This window comes from Micromonospora sp. USAFONa4 (genome assembly GCF_057197825.1).
In genome coordinates this window covers 5,118,466-5,142,928 of the sequence record NZ_CM170072.1, presented here as the reverse complement: position 1 = coordinate 5,142,928, position 24,463 = coordinate 5,118,466, and the positions used below count along the sequence as shown (strand labels likewise).

23 protein-coding genes are annotated in these 24,463 nt (G+C 73.0%); 9 read left to right on the top strand and 14 right to left on the bottom strand.

All coding sequences use genetic code 11. The features are described 5' to 3' along the window. Nucleotides 1–174 precede the first annotated feature (174 nt). Nucleotides 175–1,641, top strand: coding sequence for an NAD-dependent malic enzyme (locus tag AC0OO9_RS22690; protein ID WP_421457868.1), 1,467 nt, complete (start codon nt 175–177; stop codon nt 1,639–1,641). 187 nt (nt 1,642–1,828) lie between these two features. On the opposite strand, the gene dapF is transcribed toward AC0OO9_RS22690, so the two are convergent. From dapF to AC0OO9_RS22675, 3 genes are read right to left on the bottom strand one after another with little or no spacing between them, the layout of a single operon-like run. Further along, entirely contained in the window at nt 1,829–2,680 is an 852-nt protein-coding gene (gene dapF, locus AC0OO9_RS22685) for a diaminopimelate epimerase (RefSeq protein WP_484512192.1), read from the bottom strand. Nucleotides 2,681–2,687: 7 nt separating this feature from the next. Further along, nucleotides 2,688–3,614 (bottom strand): tRNA (adenosine(37)-N6)-dimethylallyltransferase MiaA, encoded by a 927-nt coding sequence (gene miaA / locus AC0OO9_RS22680; RefSeq protein WP_484512191.1) that lies wholly within the window; start codon nt 3,612–3,614, stop codon nt 2,688–2,690. Beyond that, nucleotides 3,611–4,330, bottom strand: a complete 720-nt coding sequence (locus tag AC0OO9_RS22675; protein ID WP_484512189.1) for a class III extradiol ring-cleavage dioxygenase family protein — start codon at nt 4,328–4,330, stop codon at nt 3,611–3,613. Before AC0OO9_RS22675 ends, miaA begins: the two co-directional genes overlap by 4 nt. 331 nt (nt 4,331–4,661) lie before the next feature. Here AC0OO9_RS22675 and AC0OO9_RS22670 point away from each other — a divergent pair, with 331 nt between their 5' ends. Both AC0OO9_RS22670 and AC0OO9_RS22665 read left to right on the top strand, forming a co-directional pair. Next, complete coding sequence (locus AC0OO9_RS22670) at nt 4,662–5,870, top strand: DUF349 domain-containing protein (RefSeq protein WP_484512187.1); 1,209 nt, start codon at nt 4,662–4,664, stop codon at nt 5,868–5,870. A gap of 369 nt (nt 5,871–6,239) precedes the next feature. Beyond that, a complete protein-coding gene (locus AC0OO9_RS22665; RefSeq protein WP_484512186.1) occupies nt 6,240–7,844 on the top strand; it encodes a cellulase family glycosylhydrolase in 1,605 nt (534 codons plus the stop codon). Between the two features lie 78 nt (nt 7,845–7,922). Here the strand turns inward: AC0OO9_RS22665 and miaB are convergent, their stop codons facing one another. Beyond that, the gene (miaB, locus tag AC0OO9_RS22660) at nt 7,923–9,449 is read right to left on the bottom strand and encodes a tRNA (N6-isopentenyl adenosine(37)-C2)-methylthiotransferase MiaB (protein ID WP_484512185.1); all 1,527 of its coding nucleotides are present in this window, start codon (nt 9,447–9,449) and stop codon (nt 7,923–7,925) included. A 52-nt stretch (nt 9,450–9,501) separates the two neighbouring features. Between miaB and AC0OO9_RS22655 the strand changes: the two genes are divergently transcribed. Beyond that, nucleotides 9,502–9,732 (top strand): DUF2277 family protein, encoded by a 231-nt coding sequence (locus tag AC0OO9_RS22655; RefSeq protein WP_132232942.1) that lies wholly within the window; start codon nt 9,502–9,504, stop codon nt 9,730–9,732. A gap of 45 nt (nt 9,733–9,777) precedes the next feature. On the opposite strand, the gene AC0OO9_RS22650 is transcribed toward AC0OO9_RS22655, so the two are convergent. Both AC0OO9_RS22650 and selD read right to left on the bottom strand, forming a co-directional pair. After that, the gene (locus AC0OO9_RS22650; RefSeq protein WP_151453951.1) at nt 9,778–10,257 is read right to left on the bottom strand and encodes a hypothetical protein; all 480 of its coding nucleotides are present in this window, start codon (nt 10,255–10,257) and stop codon (nt 9,778–9,780) included. A gap of 211 nt (nt 10,258–10,468) precedes the next feature. Next, nucleotides 10,469–11,464, bottom strand: coding sequence for a selenide, water dikinase SelD (selD, locus tag AC0OO9_RS22645; protein ID WP_484518015.1), 996 nt, complete (start codon nt 11,462–11,464; stop codon nt 10,469–10,471). 184 nt (nt 11,465–11,648) lie between these two features. Here selD and AC0OO9_RS22640 point away from each other — a divergent pair, with 184 nt between their 5' ends. The 4 genes from AC0OO9_RS22640 to AC0OO9_RS22625 are packed head-to-tail and all read left to right on the top strand — an operon-like array spanning nt 11,649 to nt 15,053. Beyond that, nucleotides 11,649–12,404, top strand: a complete 756-nt coding sequence (locus AC0OO9_RS22640; protein ID WP_484512184.1) for an amino acid ABC transporter ATP-binding protein — start codon at nt 11,649–11,651, stop codon at nt 12,402–12,404. A gap of 56 nt (nt 12,405–12,460) precedes the next feature. Further along, nucleotides 12,461–13,339 carry a glutamate ABC transporter substrate-binding protein gene (locus tag AC0OO9_RS22635; protein WP_484512182.1) on the top strand — a complete coding sequence of 293 codons (879 nt, stop codon included), beginning with the start codon at nt 12,461–12,463 and terminating at the stop codon, nt 13,337–13,339. Nucleotides 13,340–13,380: 41 nt separating this feature from the next. Continuing rightward, nucleotides 13,381–14,088, top strand: a complete 708-nt coding sequence (locus tag AC0OO9_RS22630; protein ID WP_484512181.1) for an amino acid ABC transporter permease — start codon at nt 13,381–13,383, stop codon at nt 14,086–14,088. Next, entirely contained in the window at nt 14,085–15,053 is a 969-nt protein-coding gene (locus AC0OO9_RS22625; RefSeq protein WP_484512179.1) for an amino acid ABC transporter permease, read from the top strand. The genes AC0OO9_RS22630 and AC0OO9_RS22625 overlap by 4 nt, the downstream gene beginning before the upstream one ends. A gap of 60 nt (nt 15,054–15,113) precedes the next feature. On the opposite strand, the gene rny is transcribed toward AC0OO9_RS22625, so the two are convergent. The 7 genes from rny to AC0OO9_RS22590 all read right to left on the bottom strand — a co-directional run bounded on the left by rny (nt 15,114) and on the right by AC0OO9_RS22590 (nt 23,132). Then, nucleotides 15,114–16,880, bottom strand: a complete 1,767-nt coding sequence (gene rny / locus AC0OO9_RS22620) for a ribonuclease Y (protein WP_484512178.1) — start codon at nt 16,878–16,880, stop codon at nt 15,114–15,116. Between the two features lie 682 nt (nt 16,881–17,562). Next, entirely contained in the window at nt 17,563–18,276 is a 714-nt protein-coding gene (locus tag AC0OO9_RS22615) for a 3-keto-5-aminohexanoate cleavage protein (protein WP_484512176.1), read from the bottom strand. 181 nt (nt 18,277–18,457) lie between these two features. After that, a complete protein-coding gene (locus AC0OO9_RS22610) occupies nt 18,458–19,153 on the bottom strand; it encodes a regulatory protein RecX (protein WP_484512175.1) in 696 nt (231 codons plus the stop codon). A gap of 14 nt (nt 19,154–19,167) precedes the next feature. Continuing rightward, complete coding sequence (gene recA / locus AC0OO9_RS22605; protein WP_089001435.1) at nt 19,168–20,214, bottom strand: recombinase RecA; 1,047 nt, start codon at nt 20,212–20,214, stop codon at nt 19,168–19,170. Between the two features lie 184 nt (nt 20,215–20,398). Continuing rightward, nucleotides 20,399–20,599 (bottom strand): DUF3046 domain-containing protein, encoded by a 201-nt coding sequence (locus AC0OO9_RS22600; RefSeq protein WP_121395993.1) that lies wholly within the window; start codon nt 20,597–20,599, stop codon nt 20,399–20,401. Nucleotides 20,600–20,603: 4 nt separating this feature from the next. Continuing rightward, the gene (locus AC0OO9_RS22595; RefSeq protein ID WP_484512172.1) at nt 20,604–21,911 is read right to left on the bottom strand and encodes an MFS transporter; all 1,308 of its coding nucleotides are present in this window, start codon (nt 21,909–21,911) and stop codon (nt 20,604–20,606) included. Nucleotides 21,912–21,989: 78 nt separating this feature from the next. Continuing rightward, nucleotides 21,990–23,132 carry an acyl-CoA dehydrogenase family protein gene (locus tag AC0OO9_RS22590; protein ID WP_132232922.1) on the bottom strand — a complete coding sequence of 381 codons (1,143 nt, stop codon included), beginning with the start codon at nt 23,130–23,132 and terminating at the stop codon, nt 21,990–21,992. A 140-nt stretch (nt 23,133–23,272) separates the two neighbouring features. Between AC0OO9_RS22590 and AC0OO9_RS22585 the strand changes: the two genes are divergently transcribed. Beyond that, on the top strand, nt 23,273–23,629 hold the full coding sequence (locus AC0OO9_RS22585) for a nuclear transport factor 2 family protein (protein WP_484512170.1): 357 nt from the start codon (nt 23,273–23,275) through the stop codon (nt 23,627–23,629). A 25-nt stretch (nt 23,630–23,654) separates the two neighbouring features. Here the strand turns inward: AC0OO9_RS22585 and AC0OO9_RS22580 are convergent, their stop codons facing one another. Next, a complete protein-coding gene (locus tag AC0OO9_RS22580; protein WP_484512168.1) occupies nt 23,655–24,359 on the bottom strand; it encodes a UdgX family uracil-DNA binding protein in 705 nt (234 codons plus the stop codon). Nucleotides 24,360–24,463: the final 104 nt, after the last annotated feature.

The following is a 24,463-nucleotide window of genomic DNA, read 5'->3' as shown; positions in this document are numbered from 1 at the left end:
GCCGGTCTCCTGTCCGTTCTGTCACGTACCGAGCAATCCTGACATGTGCCAACGCGGAACGCACCCGCTATATGCCCGCTCGAACAGGCCACAAAAGTGGGGGCGGATGCCGGAGGGGCCCGCCGGGGCGAGTAGAAATGCGGGGCAGCCGTTCAGCGTCGACGGAGGGACCCCGTGGCCATCACCCGACTTCCAAGTGCCGGATTCTCGATCACGATTCGGATCGCCGTGCCGGCGGACGCGTCCTCGATCGGCCGGCTGACCACCTCCGTGGGTGAGGCCGGGGCGATCGTCACCGCGCTCGACGTGGTGGACTCCGACCCGACCCACGTGCTCGTCGACCTGACCTGCGACACCGCCGACGCCAGCCACGCCGACCAGGTGGTCGACGCGTTGACGGCGCTGGACGGCGTGGACGTGCGCAAGGTGTCCGACCGGACCTTCCTCCTGCACCTCGGTGGCAAGATCGAGGTCAGCTCGAAGGTGGCGCTGCGCAACCGCGACGAGCTGTCCCGGGCGTACACGCCGGGGGTGGCGCGGGTCTGCATGGCGATCGCGGAGAACCCGGCCGACGCCCGCCGGCTGACCATCAAGCGCAACACCGTGGCCGTGGTCAGCGACGGCTCCGCCGTGCTGGGCCTGGGCAACCTCGGGCCGGCGGCGTCGCTGCCCGTCATGGAGGGCAAGGCCGCGCTGTTCAAGCGCTTCGGCGGGGTGGACGCCTGGCCGGTGGTGCTCGACACCCAGGACACCGACGAGATCGTGCAGATCGTCAAGGCGATCGCCCCGGCGTACGGCGGGATCAACCTGGAGGACATCGCCGCGCCGCGCTGCTTCGAGATCGAGGCGCGGCTGCGCGAGGCGCTGGACATCCCGGTCTTCCACGACGACCAGCACGGCACCGCGATCTGCGTGCTGGCCGCGCTGACCAACGCGCTGCGCGTCGTGGGCAAGCAGCTCGCGGACGTCCGGGTCGTGGTCTCCGGCGCGGGCGCGGCCGGCACCGCGATCATGAAGCTGCTGCTGCGCCAGGGCGTCGGCGACATCATCGCGTACGACCGGCAGGGCGCCCTGCACCGCGACCAGAGCGGGCTCAACCCGGCCTGGCAGTGGCTGGCCGAGAACACCAACAAGGAGAACTACTCCGGCGACCTGGCCGGGGCGGTACGCGGCGCGGACGTCTTCATCGGGGTGAGCGCGCCGAACCTGCTCACCGGCGACGACATCGCCACGATGGCCAAGGACTCGATCGTCTTCGCGCTGGCCAACCCGGACCCGGAGGTCGACCCGCGGGAGGCGCGCAAGCACGCGGCCGTGGTCGCCACCGGCCGCTCCGACCAGCCGAACCAGATCAACAACGTGCTTGCCTTCCCGGGTGTCTTCCGCGGCATGCTGGACGCGCACGCCGAGGAGTTCACCGAGGAGATGGCGATCGCGGCGGCCCGGGCCATCGCGGACGTGGTCGGCGAGGACAAGATCAACCCGACGGTGATCGTGCCCAGCGTCTTCGACTCCCGGGTCTCCCCGGCGGTCGCCGCGGCGGTCCGCGCCGCCGCCCAGAACCCCGCCCCCGCCCCCGCCGCCGACCCGGGCCCCGCCGACCTCCCCGAGATCGCCGCCGAAGCCAGCGCCACCCCCTGACCACCCACGCCCCGCCCGGCCTCCGTCCCACCCCGCCCACCCGGTCCCGCTCCGTCCGCCCACCCCGCCGCAGGCGCGTTGATCATGAAGTTATTGCCCTAGGAGAGCGCTATCCCCGGCAATAACTTCATGATCAACGGGGTCGGGGGGGGGAAGCGGGGCCCGGGGCCGGGCCGGGGCGGGTGGGTCAGGCGGACGTGGTGAGGATGGTGGGGTCGAGGGTGCCGGTGGCTACCAGGGTGGCCGGGCCGGCCAGCCAGCAGGAGTCCTCCGTCACCGTGACCGAGAGGCGTCCGCCGGGGACGTCCACCGCCAGCACGCCGGTGTCCCGGCCCGCGTCGCGCAGGGCCACCGCGGCCACCGCGCAGGCGCCCGTGCCGCAGGAGAGGGTCTCGGCGGAGCCGCGCTCGTACACGCGCATGAGCACGTGGCCGTCGGTGTCGTCGACGGGCTCGCCGGGGGCCGTGAACTCCACGTTCACGCCGGCGGGGAAGACCGCCGGGTCGACGTCGGGGGCCCGGGTCAGGTCGAGCGCGGTCAGCTCCAGCCCGGCCGGCAGCGCGCAGACCAGGTGCGGGTTGCCCACGTCCACGGCCGTGCCGGGCAGGGTCAGCCCGCCGAGGGTGGCGGTCGCGGTGTCGTACAGCCGGGGACGGCGCATCTCGACGGCGATGGCGTCGGCCGTGACCAGCGCGCGCACGACGCCGGCCCGGGTGGCCACCGGCAGCGCCCCTTCCGCCGGCTCGGCCAGCCCGGAGGCGACCAGGTATCGGACGAAGACCCGGGCGCCGTTGCCGCACATCTCCGCGAACGACCCGTCGGCGTTCCAGTAGTCCATGAACCACTCGGCCTCGCCGGCCAGTCCGGCGCCCTCCGGGTGCGCGGCCGCCCGGACCACCCGCAGCACGCCGTCGCCGCCGAGGCCGCGCCGCCGGTCGCAGAGGGCCGCGACCAGCCCCGGGGTCAGGTCGAGCCGGTTGTCCGGGTCGGGGAGGATGACGAAGTCGTTGCCGGTGCCGTGGCCCTTGGTGAACTGCACGCCCCCATCATCGCGCAGCGGCGGGGAGCAGGCGCAGGGCGGCCGGGACCAGCTCCGGCGCCGCCGAGTCCAGCCAGTGGATCCGCAGGTCGCGGCGGAACCAGGACCGCTGCCGCCGCACGAAGCGCCGGGTTGCCCGGACGGTCTCGTCGTGCGCCTCGGCCTCGGTCAGCTCCCCGGCGAGGAAGCGCAGCACCTGCTGGTAGCCGAGGGCACGGCTGGCCGTACGTCCCTCGGGCAGGCCGCGCCCCACCAGGTCCCGGGTCTCGGCGACCAGCCCGTCGGCCCACATCCGGTCCACCCGCAGGGCGATCCGCTCGTCCAGCAACGCGGTGTCCAGGTCCACGCCGAGCTGCACCGAGGGGTAGTACGGGGTCGGTTCGGGCAGCGCGGCGGTGAACGGCGCCCCGGTCAGCTCGATGACCTCCAGGGCGCGCACGATCCGCCGGCCGTTGCCGGGCAGGATCCCCGCCGCGGCGGCCGGGTCGGCCTCGCACAGCCGGGCGTACAGGGGCGCGGGGCCGGCCTGGGTCAGCTCCCGTTCCAGCCGCTCACGCACCGCCGGGTCGGTGCCGGGGAACTCGAAGCGCTCCAGCACCGCCCGCACGTAGAGGCCGGAGCCGCCGACCAGCAGCGGCACCCGGCCCCGGGCCAGGACGTCGTCGACGGCGGCGCGGGCCAGCCGCTGGTACTCGGCGACGCTCGCCGGCTCGGTGACGTCCCAGATGTCCAGCAGGTGGTGCGGCACCCCCTCGCGCTCGGCCGGGGTGAGCTTGGCGGTGCCCACGTCCATGCCCCGGTAGAGCTGCATCGAGTCGGCGTTGACCACCTCGCCGTCGAGGGCGTGCGCGAGGGCGATGCTCAGCGCCGACTTGCCGGCCGCCGTCGGCCCGACCACGGCCACGACCGTCCCGGCCGGTGGGCGGGTGGTCACGCCGGCGTCCAGGACGACACGAGGTAGGCGACGCCGTACGGCGCCGAGTGGTGGCGCAGCTCGCCGCGCCAGTCGCCGCCCGTCGCCCGGACCGCGCCGGCCAGCACCTGCCAGGGCGCCCGGCCGGCGGCCTTCAGCTCCGCCGACAGGACCGGGTCCAGGTCGAGCAGGGCCTCGGCGTCCGCGTCGGCCAGGGCGCGGGCGACCCCGTCGTCGTACGCCTCGGCGCGCGGGTCGTCGTAGCCGGGCGACTTCGGGCCGCGGCAGGCCGACCCGTCCCCCGTCACCAGCAGGGCGGTACGCGGCTCCGTCGCCGCGCCGAGCGCCGCCCCCAGCTCGGCGCACTCCGCCGGGGAGGCGTCGGACCCGACGGAGCGGGCCAGCCGGGGCAGCTCGGTGCCGGAACGGCCGACCAGCCACGCGCCGATGGTGAGGCTCAGCGGCAGCCGTTCGCCGCCGGCGCAGTTCACCTTCCACAGCCGCACGGACCGGTCGAGGCCGTACCGGCGCAGGGAGCCGTGGTCGGCCGCGTCGAAGCGGGTGGTCTCCGGCCCGCCGCCGACCAGGACGATCACCTCGGGGCCGGCGGCGAGCAGCCCGGCGACGGCGGCGTCGCAGGCGGCGCGGAGCTCGTCCAGCTCGGGCGCGGCGGCACCGGCCAGCTCGGGGACGATCAGCGGCGGGTGGGGGCAGACGGCAGCGGCGACCAGGGGCACCCGGCAACGGTATCGGCACGACGGCGCCCGGCGCCCCGCACCCGGGCTCTTCGGGCCGCCGCTGCCGGCCGGTCCCGCCGGCGGGCCGCCTGCGTGGCCGGGGTCGCCACGCCGACGACGACGCCCGGCCGTCCGGCACGTCGTACGCCGGATTCCGACACTCCTCCCAGGGAGCCTGTCCGCGGGCGCTAGGACACCGTATGGTCACGGTCGGCGATAGGCGCTCGACGGGAACGGGGTCGCACCTGTGACAATGCCGGGGGAAACTTTGCTGCGCCGTGGCGGCGATCGCGGGACTGCTCCCCGACGCCGGGAGAACGAGGATGGGCACATGAGCGACTGGACTGCCTTCGGACGGGTGGACGCGGACGGCACCGTGTACGTCAAGACCGCCGACGGCGAGCGGGTGGTCGGATCCTGGCAGGCGGGAGCGCCCGAGGAGGGGCTGGCCCACTTCGCCCGCCGCTTCGACGACCTGGTGACCGAGGTCAACCTGACGGAGGCCCGGCTCAACTCGGGTGCCGCCGACGCCGGCCATTCACTGACCACCATCCGGCGGATCCGCGCGTCGCTGGCCGAGGCGCACGTCGTCGGCGACATCGACGCGCTGGCCGCCCGGCTGGACCGGCTCGCCACGGTCGCCGAGGAGAAGGCCGGCGAGGCCAAGGCCGCGCGGGACGCCGCCCGCGGCGAGGCGCTCGCCCGCAAGCAGGCCCTCGTGGAGGAGGCGGAGAAGCTGGCCGCCGAGTCGACCGGCTGGAAGACCGCCGGGGACCGGCTCAAGGAGATCCTCGACGAGTGGAAGACCATCCGCGGGGTCGACAAGAAGGCCGACGGCGAGCTGTGGAAGCGGTTCGCCGCCGCACGTGACGGCTTCACCCGCCGCCGGGGCGCCCACTTCGCCTCCCTCGACGCGCAGCGCAAGCAGGCGCAGACGGTCAAGGAGGAGCTGGTCGCCGAGGCCGAGAAGCTCAAGGACTCCACCGAATGGGCGGCCACCGCCAACCAGCTCAAGGACCTGATGAACCAGTGGAAGGCCGCTCCCCGGGCCTCCAAGGAGGCCGAGCAGAAGCTCTGGGAACGGTTCCGGGGCGCGCAGGACGAGTTCTTCACCCGGCGCAGCGAGGTCTTCTCCGCCCGCGACAACGAGCAGCGGGGCAACCTGGAGCGCAAGCAGGCGCTGCTCGCCGAGGCCGAGGCGCTGGACGTCGACGGTGACCCGAAGGGTGCGCAGGCCAAGCTGCGGGACATCCAGGCCCAGTGGCACGAGGCCGGCCGGGTGCCCCGCGAGGCGGCGGCCGGGCTGGAGCGCCGGCTGCGCGCGATCGACGAGAAGGTCCGCGAGGTGATGGACTCCGCGTGGCGGCGCACCACCAAGGAGGACAACCCCCTGCTCGCCCAGATGCGCGCGCAGGTCGCCGAGGCCGAGGAGCGGCTGGCCCGGGCCCAGGCGGCCGGGGACGCCCGGCGGGTCAAGGAGGCCGAGCAGGCGCTGGCCTCCAAGCGGCAGTTCCTCCAGCTCGCCGAGCAGGCCGGCTGAGCCGGACCGACCCACCCCGGCGCGCCGAGTCACCTCGGACCGAGCCACCACGGAAGCCCCCGATCCGCCACGGACCGGGGGCTTCCGCCTGTCCGCCCGCAGCCGCCCGGGCCGGGCACGCGACGGTTGACGCATCGAGGCTGGCTGATCAGAATGAGCGGCGGAGCCAGGTCCGGCACCGGCGCGAGGGCACCGGCGGCGCACGCCGCGTCGTCGGGGGACGCCGGTGGTACCGCGAGCGGCCGCATCCCACGTGGCACGTTCCGTCGCGCCCTGTCCGCGTACTCCCTGAGGGAGCGTGACGGCCGTCGCCCGGTTCCCCGCCCGCGCCGCCGGTGGCGGCGGCGGGCAGTTCGAAGTGGAGCTCGCATGCACCGACGCAGCGCCCTCGGCGGCGCGATCACCGCGCTCGCCACCGCCGCGGCCGGCGTCCTCGTCGCCGCCGCCGTCAGCACCGCCCCGGCCGTCGCCGCCCCCGCCGGCACCGGGACCGGCTACCTGCACACCAACGGCAACAAGATCGTCGACAGCACCGGCGCGACGGTACGCATCACCGGCATCAACTGGTTCGGCATGGAGACCGACAACAAGACCTTCCACGGGCTGTGGTCCACGAACCCGTGGCGGGGACAGATCGACAAGATGGCCAGCCTCGGCTACAACACGCTGCGCGTGCCGTACTCGAACGACGCGCTGAAGCCGGGCGCGACGGCCAGCGGCATCAACGACTTCGTCAACCCGGACCTGGTCGGGCTCTCCCCGTTGCAGATCCTCGACAAGGTGATCAACTACGCCGGCGGCAAGGGGATGCGGGTCATCCTCGACCGGCACCGGCCGACCTCCGCCGGCCAGTCCCCGCTCTGGTACACCCCGACGGTCTCCGAGGCGACCTGGATCAACGACTGGAAGATGCTCGCCCAGCGGTACGCCGGCAACACCACGGTCATCGGGGCGGACCTGCACAACGAGCCGCACGCCGAGGGGACCAACCCGGCGGCCACCGGCGCGTGCTGGGGCTGCGGCGATCCGGCGCGGGACTGGCGGCTGGCCGCCGAGCGGGCCGGCAACGCGATCCTGTCGGTGCAGCCGAACTGGCTGATCTTCGTGGAGGGCGTGAGCTGCCCCAGCGGCGGCCTCTCCAACGTCTGGGACAACGATCCGAGCAACGACGAGGACTGCGGCTGGTGGGGCGGCAACCTGACGAAGGCCAAGGACTTCCCGGTCAGGCTCGACGTGCCGAACCGGCTGGTCTACTCGCCGCACGAGTACGCCACCTCGGTCTTCGAGCAGAACTGGTTCAAGTCGCCCGACTTCCCGACGAACCTGCCGGGGATCTGGGACAAGTACTGGGGCTACCTCTACAAGCAGAACATCGCGCCGATCATGATGGGCGAGTTCGGCAGCACCCTGGCCGACCCTCGGGACAGGGTGTGGCTGGAGAAGCTGATGGCCTACACCGGCACCGGGGTCGACGGGATGTCCTTCACCTACTGGTCGTGGAACCCGAACTCCGGTGACACCGGGGGCATCGCGCTCGACGACTGGACGAACATCAACACCACCAAGCAGGCCATCCTCCAGCCGTACCTGATCGCGCCGGTGGGCGGCGGGGGCGGCCCCACCGGCACGCCGACGGCGACGCCGACCTCGTCGCCGCCTCCGCCGACCGGGGGCTGCACGGGCGCGTACCGGCAGGTCAACGCGTGGCAGGGCGGCTTCCAGGGGGAGCTGACGGTGACGAACACGGGCACCGCGACGGTCAACCCGTGGCAGGTCACCTGGGCCTGGCCGGCCGGGGTGAGCCTGGCCAGCGGCTGGAACGCCACGGTGACCCAGTCCGGCACCACGGTGACCGCGGCGGCGCCCACCTGGGCGGGCGCGCTGGCGCCGGGCGCCTCGGTGACCGTCGGCTTCACCGCCAACGGCGCGTCCGCCGCGCCGGGCACGGTGAAGCTCAACGGCGTCGCCTGCTGATCCGGCCGCCGGATCCGGGTGCGACCGGCTGAACGCACCGGCCGGGGCCTGCGCGCGCAGGCCCCGGCCGGTCGCGGGTCAGTGCGCGGCGCAGCCGGTCGTCGGCGCGGGCGCCGCGGCCGGCGCGCCGATCGTGGGCAGCCCGAGCAGCACCCCCGGCGTACGCGGGGCGCGCCCCGCCTCGGCCGCGTCACCCGCCCGGGTGCGCCGGTGCGCCAGCGGCTCGCCGTCGGCGTTCAGGTGGTGCGGTGCGGCGTAGGTGATGGTGGTGTGCACGACGTCGCCGGGCCGGATCCGCCCGGCGTACGAGCCCGCGTCGCCCTGCTGGCCGTTCGCGCCGGTGGCGAAGTGGACCAGGCGGCCGTCGCGGGCGCGGCCGGACATCCGCCCGGTGCGCTCGTCCTTGCGTCCCTCGCCGACGGCGACCAGCACCTCGACGGTCTCCCCCACCAGCTTCTTGTTCTCCGCCCAGGTGATCTCCTCCACGCAGGCGATCAGCCGCTCGTAGCGCTCCTGCACGACCTGCTTGGGCAGCTGGCCGTCCATAGTGGCGGCCGGCGTGCCGGGGCGCTTGGAGTACTGGAAGGTGAACGCCGACGAGAACCGGGCCTCGCGGACCACGTCGAGGGTGCGCTCGAAGTCGGCGTCGGTCTCGCCGGGGAACCCGACGATGATGTCGGTGGTGATCGCCGCGTCCGGCATCGCCGCCCGGACCTTCTCGATGATGCCCAGGTAGCGCTCGGCCCGGTAGGAGCGGCGCATCGCGCGCAGCACGTCGTCGGAGCCGGACTGGAGCGGCATGTGCAGCGAGTGGCAGACGTTGGGCGTCTCGGCCATCGCGGCGATCACGTCGTCGGTGAAGTCCTTCGGGTGCGGGCTGGTGAACCGCACCCGCTCCAGCCCCTCGATGTCGCCGCAGGCGCGCAGCAGCTTGCCGAAGGCCAGCCGGTCGCCGAACTCCACGCCGTAGGAGTTGACGTTCTGCCCGAGCAGGGTCACCTCCAGCACGCCCTCGTCGACCAGGGCGCGGACCTCGGAGAGGATGTCGCCGGGGCGGCGGTCCTTCTCCTTGCCCCGCAGAGAGGGCACGATGCAGAACGTGCAGGTGTTGTTGCAGCCGACGGAGATCGACACCCAGCCCGCGTACGTGGACTCGCGCCGGGTGGGCAGCGTCGAGGGGAAGACGTCGAGGGACTCGAGGATCTCCACCTCGGCAGCCGTGTTGTGCCGGGCCCGCTCCAGCAGCACCGGCAGCGATCCGATGTTGTGCGTGCCGAACACCACGTCGACCCAGGGCGCCTTGCGGACGATCTCGCCCCGGTCCTTCTGGGCCAGGCAGCCACCCACGGCGATCTGCATCCCCGGGTGCCTGGCCTTGACGGGGCGCAGGTGACCGAGGTTGCCGTAGAGCCGGTTGTCGGCGTTCTCCCGGACGGCGCAGGTGTTGAACACCACCACGTCCGGGCCGTCGTCGGCTTCGGCGGCGCGCACGTAGCCCGCCTGCTCCAGCAGGCCGGAGATGCGCTCGGAGTCGTGCACGTTCATCTGGCAGCCGTAGGTGCGCACCTGATAGGTGCGCGGGCTGCTCGCCGCTGCGGTAGTCATGACCCGGACAGCGTATCCGCCACCCACCGATCGGAATTAACGAGGAGGAGCCGTGTGCCGGAGCATCAAGACCCTTCGTGAGCCGTACGTCGCCGAGGTGACCCCGGGCGACGTCGACGCGGCGGCGTTGCAGTACGTCCGCAAGATCTCGGGTTTCCGCAAGCCCGCCGCCCACAACGCCGCGGCCTTCGACGCGGCGGTCGCCGCCGTCGCCGCGGCCACCGCGACCCTGCTCGCCGAGCTGGAGGTACGCGGCGGCCGCTCCGCCAGCCCGGCGAGCTGATCCCTCCGCCGTGCCCGGCACGGGGGCCGGCGGCGGAGGCGCGGGTCAGGCGGCGGCGAGCGCCGGGAGCACCGAGTCCGGCGCCCAGCGCGAGCGGTGGCACTGCGACCAGCCGCGACAGCGGGGGTCGGCGTCGGTGCACAGCCGCTGGTCGGCGAGTTCCTCGCCGTCGTCGGTCTCCCGGACGTCGAAGTGCACCGGCCGGATCGTGCCGTCAGGCGCGACGAGCAGGTGCCGCCCGGCGTCCAGCGTGTCGTCGCGCAGCAGGCAGTTGCGGTCCAGCAGCCGCGCCAGCGTGGCGATGCTGCCGTGCTCGGAGAGCCCTTCGGGCACCCCGTAGCAGTCCACGATCGTGGCGAACTCCCCCGGCGCCTGCCAGACGTCGCAGATGACCGCGTACGTCGGCAGGCGGGCGGGGTCCGCCGCCGCCAGGGGCATCACCACCCGGCCGAGCGCCTCGGCCAGTGCCGGGTAGACCTCCACCGGCCGCACCTGCTCGATTCTCCAGTTCCACAGCTCGGTCATGCCGCCTCCTCGCTGTGCTCGTCCCACCGGCCTCCGGATCGGGCCTTACTGACGATGGTGGGGTGCATATGACCTCAGCCGGGGGCAAGTTACCGGTCTGTGACCATTCCGGGCAAAATTTCCCCGAGCGCCATTGCTCCGAGTAGCGGAAAGATGACAGTTTATCGGGTACGGTGCCCGATCCGGACGCCACACGCCGGGTGACCCGCCCTCAGCGCACGACCACGCGGTGCTCCCCCGGCGGCAGCAGCTCGCCGATCACGGTGGCGCCCGGCAGTTCGCCGGCGACCAGCAGCCCGCCCGAGGTCTGCGCGTCGGCCAGCAGCAGTCGCTCCTCCTCGTTGACACCGCCGAAGTCCGTCCACGGGGTGACCCAGTCCAGGTTGCGTCGGCTGCCGCCGCTGACGTGCCCGTCGCGTACCGCCTCGCGGGCGCCGGCCAGGTAGGGCACCCGGGACGCGTCGATCGCCACCGTCAGGCGGCTCGCCCGGGCCAGCTTGGACGCGTGCCCGAGCAGACCGAAGCCGGTCACGTCGGTGCCGCAGCGGACGCCGGCCGCCACCGCGGCCCGCGCCGCGTCGCGGTTGAGGGTGGTCATCGCGGCGACCGCCTCGGGGAAGCTCTCGCCGGTGGCCTTGTGCCGGGTGTTGAGCACCCCGACGCCGAGCGGCTTGGTCAGCGACAGCGGCAGCCCCGCCCGGCCGGCGTCCAGGGTGATCAGCTCCTCCGGCCGGACCACGCCGGTGACGGCCAGCCCGTACTTGGGACCCTCGTCGTCGACGCTGTGCCCGCCGGCGAGGTGGCAGCCGGCGTCGCGGGCCACGTCCTGCCCGCCGCGCAGCACCTCCCGGGCCAACTCCAGCGGCAGCACGTCGCGCGGCCAACAGAGCAGGTTGAGCGCGACGAGGGGGGTGCCGCCCATGGCGTACACGTCGGAGAGGGCGTTCGTCGCGGCGATGCGCCCCCAGTCGTACGCGTCGTCGACGACCGGGGTGAAGAAGTCGGCAGTGGTGACCAGGCCGGTGCGCTCGTCGAACCGGACCACCGCGGCGTCGTCGCCGTGATCGAGCCCGACGAGCAGCTCGGCGGTGCCGGTGGCCGGGCCGAGCCCGGCGACCATGGTCTCCAGCTCACCCGGGGGGATCTTGCACGCGCAGCCGCCGCCCCGGGCGTACCGGGTGAGCCGTACCGGTTCGGTCATCCCCACATGATCGCCGAACCGCTCCATCCGATGGCAACCGGCGGGCCCCGATCGCGGTCAAAATCGGACTCTTGACCCCGTTCTGAACTGGTGTTATCGCTCCGTGACCAACTGAGTTGCGTCCCGCCACATCCCCCCGCCTACAGTTGCCCAACCGGGGGTCACCCGACCCCGCGCGACGACAGGGACGGTGAACGACGTGACGACGGGCGAACCGCTCATCGTGCTGGACTCGGTCAACAAGTGGTTCGGGCCGCTGCACGTGCTGGACGACGTCTCGCTGTCGGTCGGGCGCGGCGAGGTGGTCGTGGTGATCGGCCCGTCGGGCTCCGGCAAGTCGACGCTGTGCCGCACCATCAACCGCCTCGAACCGATCAACTCCGGCACGATCACCTTCGACGGGCAGCCGCTGCCGGCCGAGGGCAAGGCGCTGGCGAAGCTGCGCAGCGAGGTCGGCATGGTGTTCCAGTCGTTCAACCTCTTCGCGCACAAGACGATCCTCGAGAACGTCACCCTCGGGCCGGTCAAGGTCCGCAAGGAGAAGCCGGCGGCGGCGCGCGAGCGCGGCCTGGCCCTGCTGGACCGGGTCGGCATCGCCAACCAGGCCGACAAGTTCCCGGCCCAGCTCTCCGGCGGCCAGCAGCAGCGGGTGGCGATCGCCCGGGCGCTGGCCATGCAGCCCAAGGCGATGCTCTTCGACGAGCCGACCAGCGCGCTGGACCCGGAGATGGTGGGCGAGGTGCTGGACGTGATGACGTCGCTGGCCAGCGAGGGCATGACCATGGTCGTGGTGACCCACGAGATGGGCTTCGCCCGGCACGCGGCGAACCGGGTCATCTTCATGGCCGACGGCCAGCTGGTCGAGGACGCGCCGCCGGCCGAGTTCTTCGCCAACCCGCGCAGCGAGCGGGCCAGGGACTTCCTTTCCAAGATCCTCACGCACTAGGCGTCCGTACTGGAGCGCGCCGTCCCCCGGCGGTTCCGTCCAAGAAGGAGATGAACATGCGTATCACGCGCGTAGCGGCGCTCGCGGCGGCCGCCACCCTGGCGCTCGGTCTGACCGCCTGTGGCGGCGACGACGCCGACGAGGGCACCGGCGCCGGCAGCAAGTCCTTCGCCGCCGGCAGCACGATGGAGCGCCTCAACAAGGCCCAGGCCATCAAGATCGGCACGAAGTTCGACCAGCCCGGCTTCGGCCTGAAGGGCCTGTCCGGCAAGCCGGAGGGCTTCGACGTCGAGGTCGCGAAGATCATCGTCAAGGAGCTCGGCATCCCCGAGGACAAGATCGAGTGGGTCGAGACCCCCTCGAAGGTCCGCGAGGACGTGATCGTGAACGGCACGGTCGACCTGGTCGCGGCCACCTACACGATCAACGACAAGCGCAAGGAGCGCATCGCGTTCGCCGGGCCCTACTACGAGGCCGGTCAGAACATCATGGTGAAGAAGGACGACACCTCCATCACCGGGCCGGATTCCTTCAAGGACGGCACCAAGAAGGTCTGCTCGGTCACCGGCTCGACGCCGTTCGAGGAGATCAAGAAGTACGTCAAGGACGTCGCCACCCAGCTGGTGCCCTTCGACACCTACGACAAGTGCCGCGACGCCCTCAAGAACGGCCAGGTCGACGCCGTCACCACGGACAACGTGATCCTGCTCGGCTACATCGCCAAGGACGAGGCATCGTTCAAGCTGGCCGGCGAGAACTTCACCAAGGAGCCGTACGGCCTCGGGGTGAAGAAGGAGGACACCGACTTCCGCAACTTCGTCAACGACGTGCTGGAGAAGGCGTACACCGACGGCAGCTGGAAGAAGGCCTGGGACGGCACCGCCGGCAAGTTCGGTGCCGAGCTGGGTTCGGCGCCTGCCGTCAACCGCTACTGAGCTGAATCCTTGATCTGGAGGGTGGGGAGGAAGACCGGCCCGTGAGTGTGCTCATCGACAAGTTCGACGTCTTCGCGGGTGGTTTCTGGCTCACCCTCCAGATCTGCGTACTCGCCGCGATCGGCGCCCTGATCGTGGGTGCCGTCGTGGCGGTGCTGCGGATCTCCCCGGTGCCACCGCTGCGGGCGCTCGGCACCGCCTACGTCAACATCTTCCGCAACATGCCGCTGACCGTGGTGATGTTCTTCGCCGCGTTCGGCCTGCCGGCGCTCGGCTCCAACGCCGACTTCCTGCGCGTTCCCGGCCTGGACGCGGTGTTCAGCCGGCTCGACACGGACCTGCCGTACTTCCGGTTCGCGCTGATCGCGCTGACGCTCTACACGGCGGCGTTCGTCTGCGAGGCGCTGCGCTCCGGGGTGAACGCCGTGCCCGCCGGCCAGGCGGAGGCCGCGCGGTCGCTGGGGCTGACCTTCGGCCAGAACCTGCGCTACGTGGTGCTGCCGCAGTCCTGGAAGGCCTCGGTGGTGCCGCTCGGCTCGGTGATCATCGCGATGATCAAGAATTCTGCCCTGGTCGGCTTCTTCGGGGTGGTCGGCGACCTCTCGCAGACCGCCGACCAGCTGACCTCGGCCGAGGGCTACGCCTTCATCCCCGTCGCCATCGGCATCTCGATCGGATACCTGATCATGACCGTTCCCCTCGGCGCTTTCCTCGACCGCGTCGAGAAGCGACAGGCGGTGGCCCGATGAGCCAGCAGAGCGTGCTCTACGACGTCCCCGGGCCCCGGCAGCGCCGGCTCACCCTGATCGGCAGCGCGGTCGCGACGGTACTGGTCCTGGTCGGCGCGTACTTCCTGATCTACCAGCCGCTGAACGACAAGGGCCAGTTCTCGATGGAGCTGTGGGGGCCGCTGATCGACCCCTCCAACGAGAACTTCTCGCTGGTGTGGGAGCGGATCGGCATCGGCTTCAAGAACACGCTGACCGCCGCCGCCCTGGCGATCGTCTCCTCGCTGGTGGTCGGCACCCTGCTCGCGGTGCTGCGGATCCAGCTCAAGAGCCTGACCCGGCGCCGGTTCACCGGGCTCGCCGCGCCGCTGGCGTACCTGCTGCGCGGGCTGAGCCTGTTCTTGTCGGCGCTCACCCGGGTCTGCGTCGAGGTGTTCCGGGGCCTGCCCGTGGTCCTCACGATCTTCTTCGTGGCCCGCGGCTTCCCCGAGTTCGGCGTCTCGTTCGACACGCTGTGGTACCTGGTCATCGGCCTGACCATCTACAACTCGGTGGTGATCGCCGAGATCCTCCGCTCCGGCATGGAGGGCCTGCCCGGCGGGCAGGCCGAGGCGGCCTCCGCGATCGGTCTCTCCCCGTTGCAGACCACCCGGATGATCCTGCTGCCGCAGGCGTTCCGGATCATGCTGCCGGCGCTGATCAGCCAGCTCGTCGTGGTGCTCAAGGACACCTCGCTCGGCTTCATCATCAGCTACGAGGAGACCCTGAACATCGGCAAGCAGATCATCGGCGCGCTGGACAACCCGATCCAGGTCTACGTCGTGATCGCGGTGTTGTTCATCCTGGTGAACTACTCGCTGTCGAAGCTGGCCCAGTACGTCCAGCGCCGGCTCTCACGCGGTCGCAAGACCGCCGGCACCCCGGCCCAGAACCCGCCCCCGGCGGCGCTCACCGCGCAGTCGGAGAGCAACGGCCAGGGCATCTGAGATCTGGCGTACGACGAAGGGCCGGCCCGATGATCGGGCCGGCCCTTCGTGTCGACGCCGTCAGCGGGCGATCTCGGTGACCCGGGACTCGCGGACCACGGTCACCCGGATCTGACCCGGGTAGGTCAGCTCCTCCTCGATCTGCTTGGCCACGTCCCGGGCCAGCACGGCCGCGCCGATGTCGTCCACGTCGTCCGGCTTGACCATCACCCGGATCTCCCGGCCGGCCTGCATGGCGAAGACCTTCTCCACGCCGAGCTTGCCGGCCGCGATCTCCTCGATCCGCTCCAGCCGCTTGACGTACGCCTCCAGGCTCTCCCGCCGGGCTCCCGGCCGGCCGCCGGAGCACGCGTCGGACGCCTGGGTGAGGACGGCCTCGATGGTCTGCGGCGGCACCTCGTTGTGGTGCGCCTCGATGGCGTGCACGACGTCCTCGCTCTCGCCGTACTTGCGGGCGAGGTCGGCGCCGATGATGGCGTGGCTGCCCTCCACCTCGTGCGTGAGCGCCTTGCCGATGTCGTGCAGGAACGCCGAGCGCTTGATGATCGGCACGTCCAGCCGCAACTCGGCGGCCATGATGCCGGCGATGTGCGCCGTCTCCACCAGGTGCTTGAGCACGTTCTGCCCGTACGACGTCCGGTAGCGCAGCCGGCCGAGCAGGGTGACCAGCTCGGGGTGGATCTCGGTGATGCCGACCTCGACCAGGGCGTCCTCGGCGGCCCGCTGGCAGAGCTCCTCCACCTCGTGCCGGGCCAGGTCGTAGACCTCCTCGATGCGGTGCGGGTGGATCCGCCCGTCGAGGACCAGCTTCTCCAGGGTCAGCCGCCCCACCTCCCGGCGCACCGGGTCGAAGCAGGAGAGGAGCACCGCCTCGGGGGTGTCGTCGATGATCAGGTTCACGCCGGTGACCGACTCGAAGGCGCGGATGTTGCGGCCCTCCCGGCCGATGATCCGCCCCTTCATCTCGTCGCCGGGCAGGTGCAGGACGCTGACCACGCTCTCGGCGGTCTGCTCGCTGGCGACCCGCTGGATGGCGTCGACGACGATGTGCCGGGCGCGCTGCTCGGCGGTGCCGCGGGCGTCGGACTCGATGTCGCGGACCAGCAGCGCGGCCTCCCGCTTGGCCTGGACCTCGATCGCCTCGATCAGCTCCGCCCGGGCCGCGTCGGCGGTGAGGCCGGCGACCCGCTCCAGCTCCCGGCGCCGCTGCTCCTCCGCCTCGGCCAGCTCGGCCTCGCGCTGAGCGAGGGCGGCCTCGCGGGCCGACAGGGCCGCGCTGGCGGCGGTGAGCTGCCGTTCCCGCTCGGCGAGGCGCTCCACCTCCTCGGTGTGCAGCCGCTCGCGCTCGTCCATCCGGGCCGCCCGCCGGTCCACCTCGGCGGCCTGCTCCCGGGTGGTGGCGGCGAGCACCGCGACCTCCCGCTCGCCGCTGCGCCGGGCGGTGGCCCGCAACTGCTCCGCGTCCGCTTCGGCCTGCTTGTGGGCCCGCTCCAGGACGGTGTCGGCCTCCGCCCGGGCGTCGTCGAGCACCCGGCGGGCCTCCGCCCGGGCCGCCTTCGCCTCGGCCTTCGCGGCGGCCGCCTCGGTGCGGGCCGCCGCGGCGGCGGACTTCGCCACGTCGATCGTGCTGTTGGCCTCGTCGGCGGCGGTACGCAGGGCCGCGAGGGACTGCTCCTGCCGGTCCTTCTCGGCGATGAAGGCGGGGTCCTCGGGCGCCGGTGCCGCACCGAACCGGCGCAGCGCCCGTACGCCGAGCAGCACCGCCCCGAGCACGACCACGGTCAGGACCAGCACCACGGCGAGGATCACGATGTCGAACCCGCTCATGCCGGCGCCCCGCTCCGCCCGATGGCCACAGGGCCCGGCCCGACCGGCCCGCTCATGTCGGGACCCTGGTGGAACTGCGCCGCCTCGCCATGGCCGCCTCCCCTGAACGTCGGGACCGCAGCGACCGTGCCGATGGGCACGCACCCTGCGGCTGTGGACGCCCGACCGGAGCGACTGGCCGTGGGGTAGCTTCCGTCGGCGGTGCCCACGCGGGGGCATCGCCGACGGCCGGGTGCAGTTGTCGCGCCAGCGTCGGACCGGCCAGTCCGAAGCTGCCGCCAATGGCCGATCGGATCGGCCAAAGTGATGCTGTTCCGTTACGCGATCTATGTTGTGCGCTTAGCCTGCGCTTGGTCGGGCAATGTGAGCCTGTATGGCGAGGCTAGGTCTCCCGGGGGGCTCCGGTCAAGAACTCATGATCAAACCCCCCGAACGGAGAGAAGTTGTCGCGTCACGCACCGCTGATGCACGCCCGGACACCGGCGGACAAAACGGCTGCGGACCGGGCCGCGCGGCGCGTCGGCCCTGCTCAGCGCGGCGGCCCGTACGCACCCGCCGACGCACCGCCCGGCGGCCGTGCGCGTACCCGCCGGTGCGCGGCCGATCGGCTGTGACGCAACCCTCTGCGCCGATACGCTCGCCGGAGCCCACAAGGGCATCACTCCCCCCGGATCGGGGTGGGTCAGCGGGCCCCCGCCGCCAGTGCCGCCGCCACCAGTGCGGCGTTGTCGGGCGCGGGCGAGCCGTCGGGCATCGACAGCGTGTCCTCCAGCCCGACGCGGCTGTGCAGGCCCCGGCGCACCGCCTCGGTCAGCACCGGCCAGGTCGCCGGCCCCTCGGCATGCAGCAGGACCGGCGGGCTCCCGGCCGCCGGGGACGGCAGCGCGGCCAGCATCGCTGCGGCGTCCGCAAGCGCCACCGCCCGGTCCTCGGCCATGCACTCGATCAGGATCCGCCCGGCCGGCACCCGCCACCGCGCGTACGCCCCGACCGCGTCGACCGTCCAGAGCCCCGCCTCGACCATGACGCCCCGCTCGTGCAGCGCCGTCGCCACCGCCTCCGCGCCCGGCTCGTGAGCGTTGACCGAGGCGAAGTCGGGCAGCACGGTCCAGGCCCGGACCGCGGCCACCCGGGCGGCCGGCTGCGCCTCGATCCAGGCCCCGGTGCTCACCCCCACCGGCAGGCCCGGTCGGGCGGCCCGGATCGCGTCCAGCGCGGCGGCGACCACAGGTGGGTGAAGGGACTCGCGGCCGGCGGCGTCCCGGGGATGCACGTGCACCGCCCCTGCGCCGAGCCCCGCGCAGCGGGCCGCGTCGGCCGCCAACTCGGCCGGGGTGACCGGCACCGCCGGATGCTCGGCACGCCCTCGGGCCCCGTTGAGGCACGCCTTCAACACGACGTCTCCCTCCGCCCACCGCCGGGCCCGCGGCCCTGCCGCCACACGCCTCCAGCACGCGCTCCCACCGCCCGGTCTCAGCGCTCCGTCGCGGCGCGCTCCCAGCACGGCGCCCCACCGCCGGGCTCAGCCGCTCGTCGCCACGTGCCTTCAGCAGCGGGCCCTTCCGACCGGTGCTCGCTCACCCCGGGGAGCGGCTGTCCCGCTCCAGCTCGCCCTCGGCGTCGGCGAGCGCGTCCGCGTCGATCTGCTCGGCGAACTCGGCCGCCTCGGCGCTCTGCGCCGCGAGGGCGTCCTTCACCGCCCGGATCGCCACGCCCGGCGGGTAGCCCTTGCGGGCCAGCATGGCCACCAGCCGCCGGAAGACCGCGTCCGGCTCGCCCCGGGCGGTGCGCAGCTTCCGCTCGACCAGGGCCCGAGCGGTCTCGGCCTCGGTCTCCTCGTCCAGCTCGTCGAGGGCCTCGCTCGCGACCTCGCCGTCCACCCCGCGCTGGCGCAGCTCGTTGGCCAGTGCCCGGCGGGCCAGGCCCCGGCCGGAGTGCCGGCTGGCCACCCAGGCCCGGGCGAACGCGGCGTCGTCGATGATGCCGACCTCGTCATAGCGGTCGAGCACCTGCGCCGAGACCTCGTCGGAGACGCCCCGCTTCGCCAGCGCCCCGGCCAGCTCGGCCCGGGTGCGGGGCCGGACGGCCAGCTGGCGCAGGCAGATCTCCCGCGCCAGCTCGGCCTCGTCGCGCGGCGGGGCCGGGGGCGCCTCGGGATCGGTGTCGTCGGTACGGCCGCGCCGGCCCCGACGGGGCCGCGGCGCGCTGTCGTCACCCGCGCGGGCGGGGCTGGCATCCCAGCCCCGCCCGGTGCGGGCGCGTCGTCCTGCCACGGGTCAGGGACCGGTCAGAAGTCGACCGGCGGCAGCTCCGGGCCACCGGCGGCGTCGCCCGCGCCGACCCCGACGCCGAGCTTCTCCAGGATCTTCTTCTCGATCTCGGCGGCGACGTCCGGGTTCTCCCGGAGGAACTCGCGGGCCTTCTCCTTGCCCTGGCCCAGCTGGTCGCCGTCGTAGGTGTACCAGGCGCCGGACTTGCGGATGATCGCCTGCTCCACGCCGACGTCGATCAGCGAGCCCTCGCGGGAGATGCCCTTGCCGTACATGATGTCGAACTCGGCCTGCTTGAACGGCGCGGCGACCTTGTTCTTCACGACCTTGACCCGGGTGCGGTTGCCGACCACGTCGGTGCCGTCCTTGAGGCTCTCGATGCGACGCACGTCGAGCCGGACCGAGGCGTAGAACTTCAGCGCCCGACCACCCGTGGTGGTCTCGGGGCTGCCGAACATCACGCCGATCTTCTCGCGGAGCTGGTTGATGAAGATCGCCGTGGTGCCGGTGTTGTTGAGCACACCGGTGATCTTCCGCAGCGCCTGGCTCATCAGCCGGGCCTGCAGACCCACGTGGCTGTCGCCCATCTCGCCCTCGATCTCGGCGCGCGGCACCAGGGCGGCCACCGAGTCGATGACGATGATGTCGATCGCGCCGGAGCGGACCAGCATGTCCGTGATCTCCAGCGCCTGCTCGCCGGTGTCCGGCTGGGAGACCAGCAGGGCGTCGGTGTCGACGCCGAGGGCCTTGGCGTATTCCGGGTCGAGCGCGTGCTCGGCGTCGACGAAGGCGGCGATGCCGCCGGCCCGCTGGGCGTTGGCCACCGCGTGCAGGGCCACCGTGGTCTTACCGCTGGACTCCGGACCGTAGATCTCGACGACCCGGCCCCGGGGCAGACCGCCCACGCCGAGCGCCACGTCGAGCGCGATCGAACCCGTCGGAATCACCGACGTCTGGACGACCGGCCGCTCTCCCAGCCGCATCACCGAACCCTTGCCGAACTGCTTGTCGATCTGAGCGAGAGCAAGGTCGAGTGCCTTCTCCCGGTCGGGCCCTGCGGCCATGTTTGCCACCCCTGCCTTCGCCGGCGTCTTTCCTGAGCTTCGCGTCACGCGGACACGCTAGGCGCTGGGTCCGACAGAAAACCAGCCGACCGGCCGTGAGCTGTGGACGAGCACCCCGCTGTGGACAATAGCCGAACAGGTGTACGAGGCGGCAAGCGACACGCGGAAGCCACGAAACGGCTGCTCAGCGTAGTCGCGCGGGCACCCGGTCGGGATAGGCGGCGCAGACCGCCCGCCACACCACGTGGGTCTGCTCACCCGACGCCAGGGCCTGCTCGATGGTCCGCCCACCGAGCTGCGAGAGCACCTGGTCGCGGGCGATGCTGCCCGCGTAGCCGGGCCCGAAGGCCTCCTCCAGCCGGGACCAGAAGTCGGTCAGCCGCACGTGATCAGTCCTCCTCGTCCGGTGCCCCCACCGGCACCGGCCGCAACGCTAGCGTCACCAGGGGCACCACCGCGACCGCCGCGAGCCCGGTGAGCACCGGGTAACCGGCCGCCTCCACGACAAACCCGCTGACCGCCCCGGCGGCGGCGCCGGCCAGGCCCATGGTCAGGTCGGAGAGCCCCTGCACGCTCGGCCGGATCCCCACCGGCACGGACTCCGACAGCAGCGTCGAGCCCGCGACCATGGTCCCCGACCAGCCCAGGCCGAGCAGGAACAACCCGACCGAGAGCCAGGCCGTGTGGTGCCCCGCCGTGCCGGCGACCGCGCACGCCGTGAGCAGCAGCCCGACGCCGCCGAGGATCACCGCCCGGCGACCGACCCGGTCGGTGAGCCAGCCCGCCACCGGGGCGAGCGCGTACATGCCGGCGATGTGCAGGCTCAGCACGAGACCGACCACCCGCAGCACGTCGGCGTCGTCGTGCCACTCGTGCAGGCGCACGGGGGTCATCACCATCACCGCGACCATGACCAGGTGGCCGACCGCCACCGCGACGATGCCGAGCCGGGCGGCCGGCCGCGCGCGTACCACCGCCCAGGCGGCCCGCATGCCCGCACCGCGCCGGGCGGTCGGCGCCGGCGCGGCGACGGGGGTCGCCGGGGTGCCCGTCGCCGCCAGCCGGCGCGCCGTGAGCAGCGGGTCCGGCCGCAGCAGCGCCAGGATCACCCCGGCGGCCAGCGCGAGCGCGACGGCGCTGAACGCGAACGGACCGGCCAGCGTCGGCAGCCCCCAGCCGCTGGTGGTGCGGTCGGCGAGCGAGGCGAAGTTCGGCGCGGCGACCGCGCCGATGGTGGTGGCCCAGACGATCAACGAGAGCTGACGGCCCCGGCGTGCCGGCTCGGCCAGGTCCACCGCCGTGTAGCGGGCCTGGAGGTTGGCCGCGCTGCCGCCGCCGAACAGGAGCATGCCGAGGAAGAGCAGCGGGACCCAGCGGGTCACCGCGGCGAGGACCACCAGGGCGCCGCCGGCCGCGCCGGTGAGGTACGCGACGACCAGGCCGGGCCGCCGGCCACGCACGGTCATGATCCGGGTGACCGGCACGGCGAGCAACGCCCCGCCCACCACGGCGGCGCTGCTGACCAGGCCCGCGACGGCGGTGCCGGCGACGTCGGAGGCGAGCAGCGCCCCGACGGCGACGCCGATGGTCACCCCGATCCCGCCGACGATCTGGGTGACGAAGAGCAGCCGCAGGGTACGCCGCTGGATGGGCGCGACGTCGGCGGCGACGAGCGGCGCGGCGAGGTCGGTGGCCATGACGGCTCCTTCGAGGTAAGGGGCGAGGTGCCATCTCATCCTTGCGCACCCGCCCCGCCACCCGGCAGCCCGTCGGCGTTACAGCCCCAGGCCCCGGCCGATGATCTCCTTCATGATCTCGGTGGTGCCGCCGTAGATCGTCTGCACCCGCCCGTCCAGCCACGCCTTCGCCACCGGGTACTCCAGCATGTAGCCGTAGCCGCCGTGCAGCTGCACGCAGCGGTCGGCGACCCTGTTCTGCAGCTCGGTGGTCCACCACTTCGCCTTCGCCGCGTCGGTGACCGAGAGCCGACCGGCGCCGTACTCCGCGACGCAGTGGTTGACGAAGGTACGGGCGATGGTGACCTCGGTGTCCAGCTCGGCCAGCAGGAAGCGGTTGTGCTGGAAGGCGCCGATCGGCCGGCCGAACGCCTGCCGGGAGCGGGCGTAGTCGAGGGTGACGGCGAGCAGCCGCTCGGCGGCGGCCACCGCGACGACCGCGATGCTGAGCCGCTCCCGGGGCAGGTTGGCCATCAGGTGGTAGAAGCCGTGGTTCTCGGTGCCGATCAGGTTCTCCGCCGGCACCCGGCAGTCGTCGAAGAACAGCTCGGCGGTGTCGTTGGCCTTGAGCCCGACCTTGGCCAGCCGCCGGCCCCGGGAGAAGCCGGGGGTGCCGCTCTCCACCGCGATCAGGCTCACGCCGTGCGCGCCCTGCTCCGGCGCGGTACGCACGACCACGACCACCAGGTCGGCCATCTCCCCGTTGGTGATGAAGGTCTTCTGGCCGTTGAGCACCCAGCCGTCGCCGTCGCGGACCGCGCTCGTGCGGATCCCGGCCAGGTCGGAGCCGGCGCCGGGCTCGCTCATCGCGATCGCGGTGACCAGGTCGCCGGAGCAGAACCCGGGCAGCCAGCGCTTGCGCTGCTCGTCGGTGGTCAGCTCGGTCAGGTACGGCGCCACCACGTCGTTGTGCAGGCCGAAGCCGAGCCCCGTGCAGCCGCTGGCGACGATCTCCTCGTCCAGCACGGCGTTGAACCGGAAGTCCCGCTGGCCGCCGCCGCCGTACTCCGCGTCGACGTCCATGCCCAGCAGGCCGGCCGCCCCGGCCCGGCGCCACACCTCGCGGTCGACGATGCCGTCGGCCTCCCAGCGCTCGTGGTGGGGCACCGCCTCGCGGGTCAGGAACTCGCGGCACAGCTCGCGGAACTCCTCGTGGTCACGCTCGTAGAGATGCTGCTCCATGGCGGCAAGTGTGGCACCGCCCACCCGCCCGCCGGTCGGTGCCACAGGCGAATCTTGGACAGTTGCCGTTCGCGGCGAACGGCAACCGCCAAGATCGACGTGATTCTCTAGGCCGGGCGGTGGGGGGTTACTGTGCGGGCGTGATCGACGTGCGGGGACTGGTCGAGGAGTTCAACGCGGCCTGGGAGCGGGGGGACCTCGACGCGGTCGTCGGCTTCCTGAGCGAGGACGTCGCGTACTGTCCGAGCGCCTGGGAGGGGCCGGCCGGCACGGTGCGGGGGCGCGACGCGGTGCGCGCGGTCCTCGCCAGCCAGCTCGGTCCCGGACCGGGCCCGGCCCTGGGGGCGGTATGGGCGGACGGCGAGCGGGCGGTCTGCGAGTGGGCGTGGGCGCCGGCCGAGGACGGTACGGTGCTGCGCGGGCTGGACGTCTACCGGGTGCGCGACGGGCGGATCGTCGCCAAGGACGTCTACGGCAAGATCACGACGCCGGACTGACCGCCGCCCCCCGGGCACCGGCCGGTCAGCCGGCGAGGGCGCGGGCGGCCACGGTGAGGTCGGCGACCAGCCCCTCGTACGCCCTGTCCTGGTCGTCGGCGCGCAGCACGGCGGACGGGTGGATGGTGGCCAGCAGCCGGGCCGGCGGGGCGTCCGCGACGCCGCCCGCGGAGTCCACCGGCACCCGCCGGAAGTCCTCCGGGTGCTGGGCCGACTCCGGCCAGGGCAGCAGCTCGCCGCGCTGGCGGGTGACCCGGAACGTCGGGCCGAGCAGGGCCTTGGCGGCGGTGGCGCCGAGCACCACCACTATCTCCGGGCGGAGCTGGGCGAACTCGGCCACCAGCCAGGGCCGGCAGGCGGTGACGTGCACCCGGTCCGGGGTCTGGTGGATGCGTCGCTTGCCGCGCAGCTCGAAGCGGAAGTGCTTCACCGCGTTGGTGAGGTAGATGTGGCCGGGGTCGAGCCGGGCGTCGTCGACCGCCCTGCGCAGCAGCCGGCCGGCGGGGCCGACGAACGGCAGGCCCTTCTGGTCCTCCAGGTCGCCGGGCTGCTCGCCGACGAAGACCACCCGGGCACTGGCGTCGCCGCGACCGAAGACCGTCTGCGACGCGTCCCGGTAGAGCTCGCAGCCCCGGCAGCCGGCGGCGGCGGCGCGCAGGTCGTCGAGGGTGTCGGCGCGCGGCGGGATGAACTTCTGCGCGCCCGGCGCGGTCTCGGTCTGCTCGGCCATGGCGACTGTTCTACCCGGTGCGGGAGGGAACACGCGCGGGGACCCGCCGGGAGGGACACGCCGGTGTGCACAAAGTGGACGGTATGGGCGGAGTGCCGACGCGG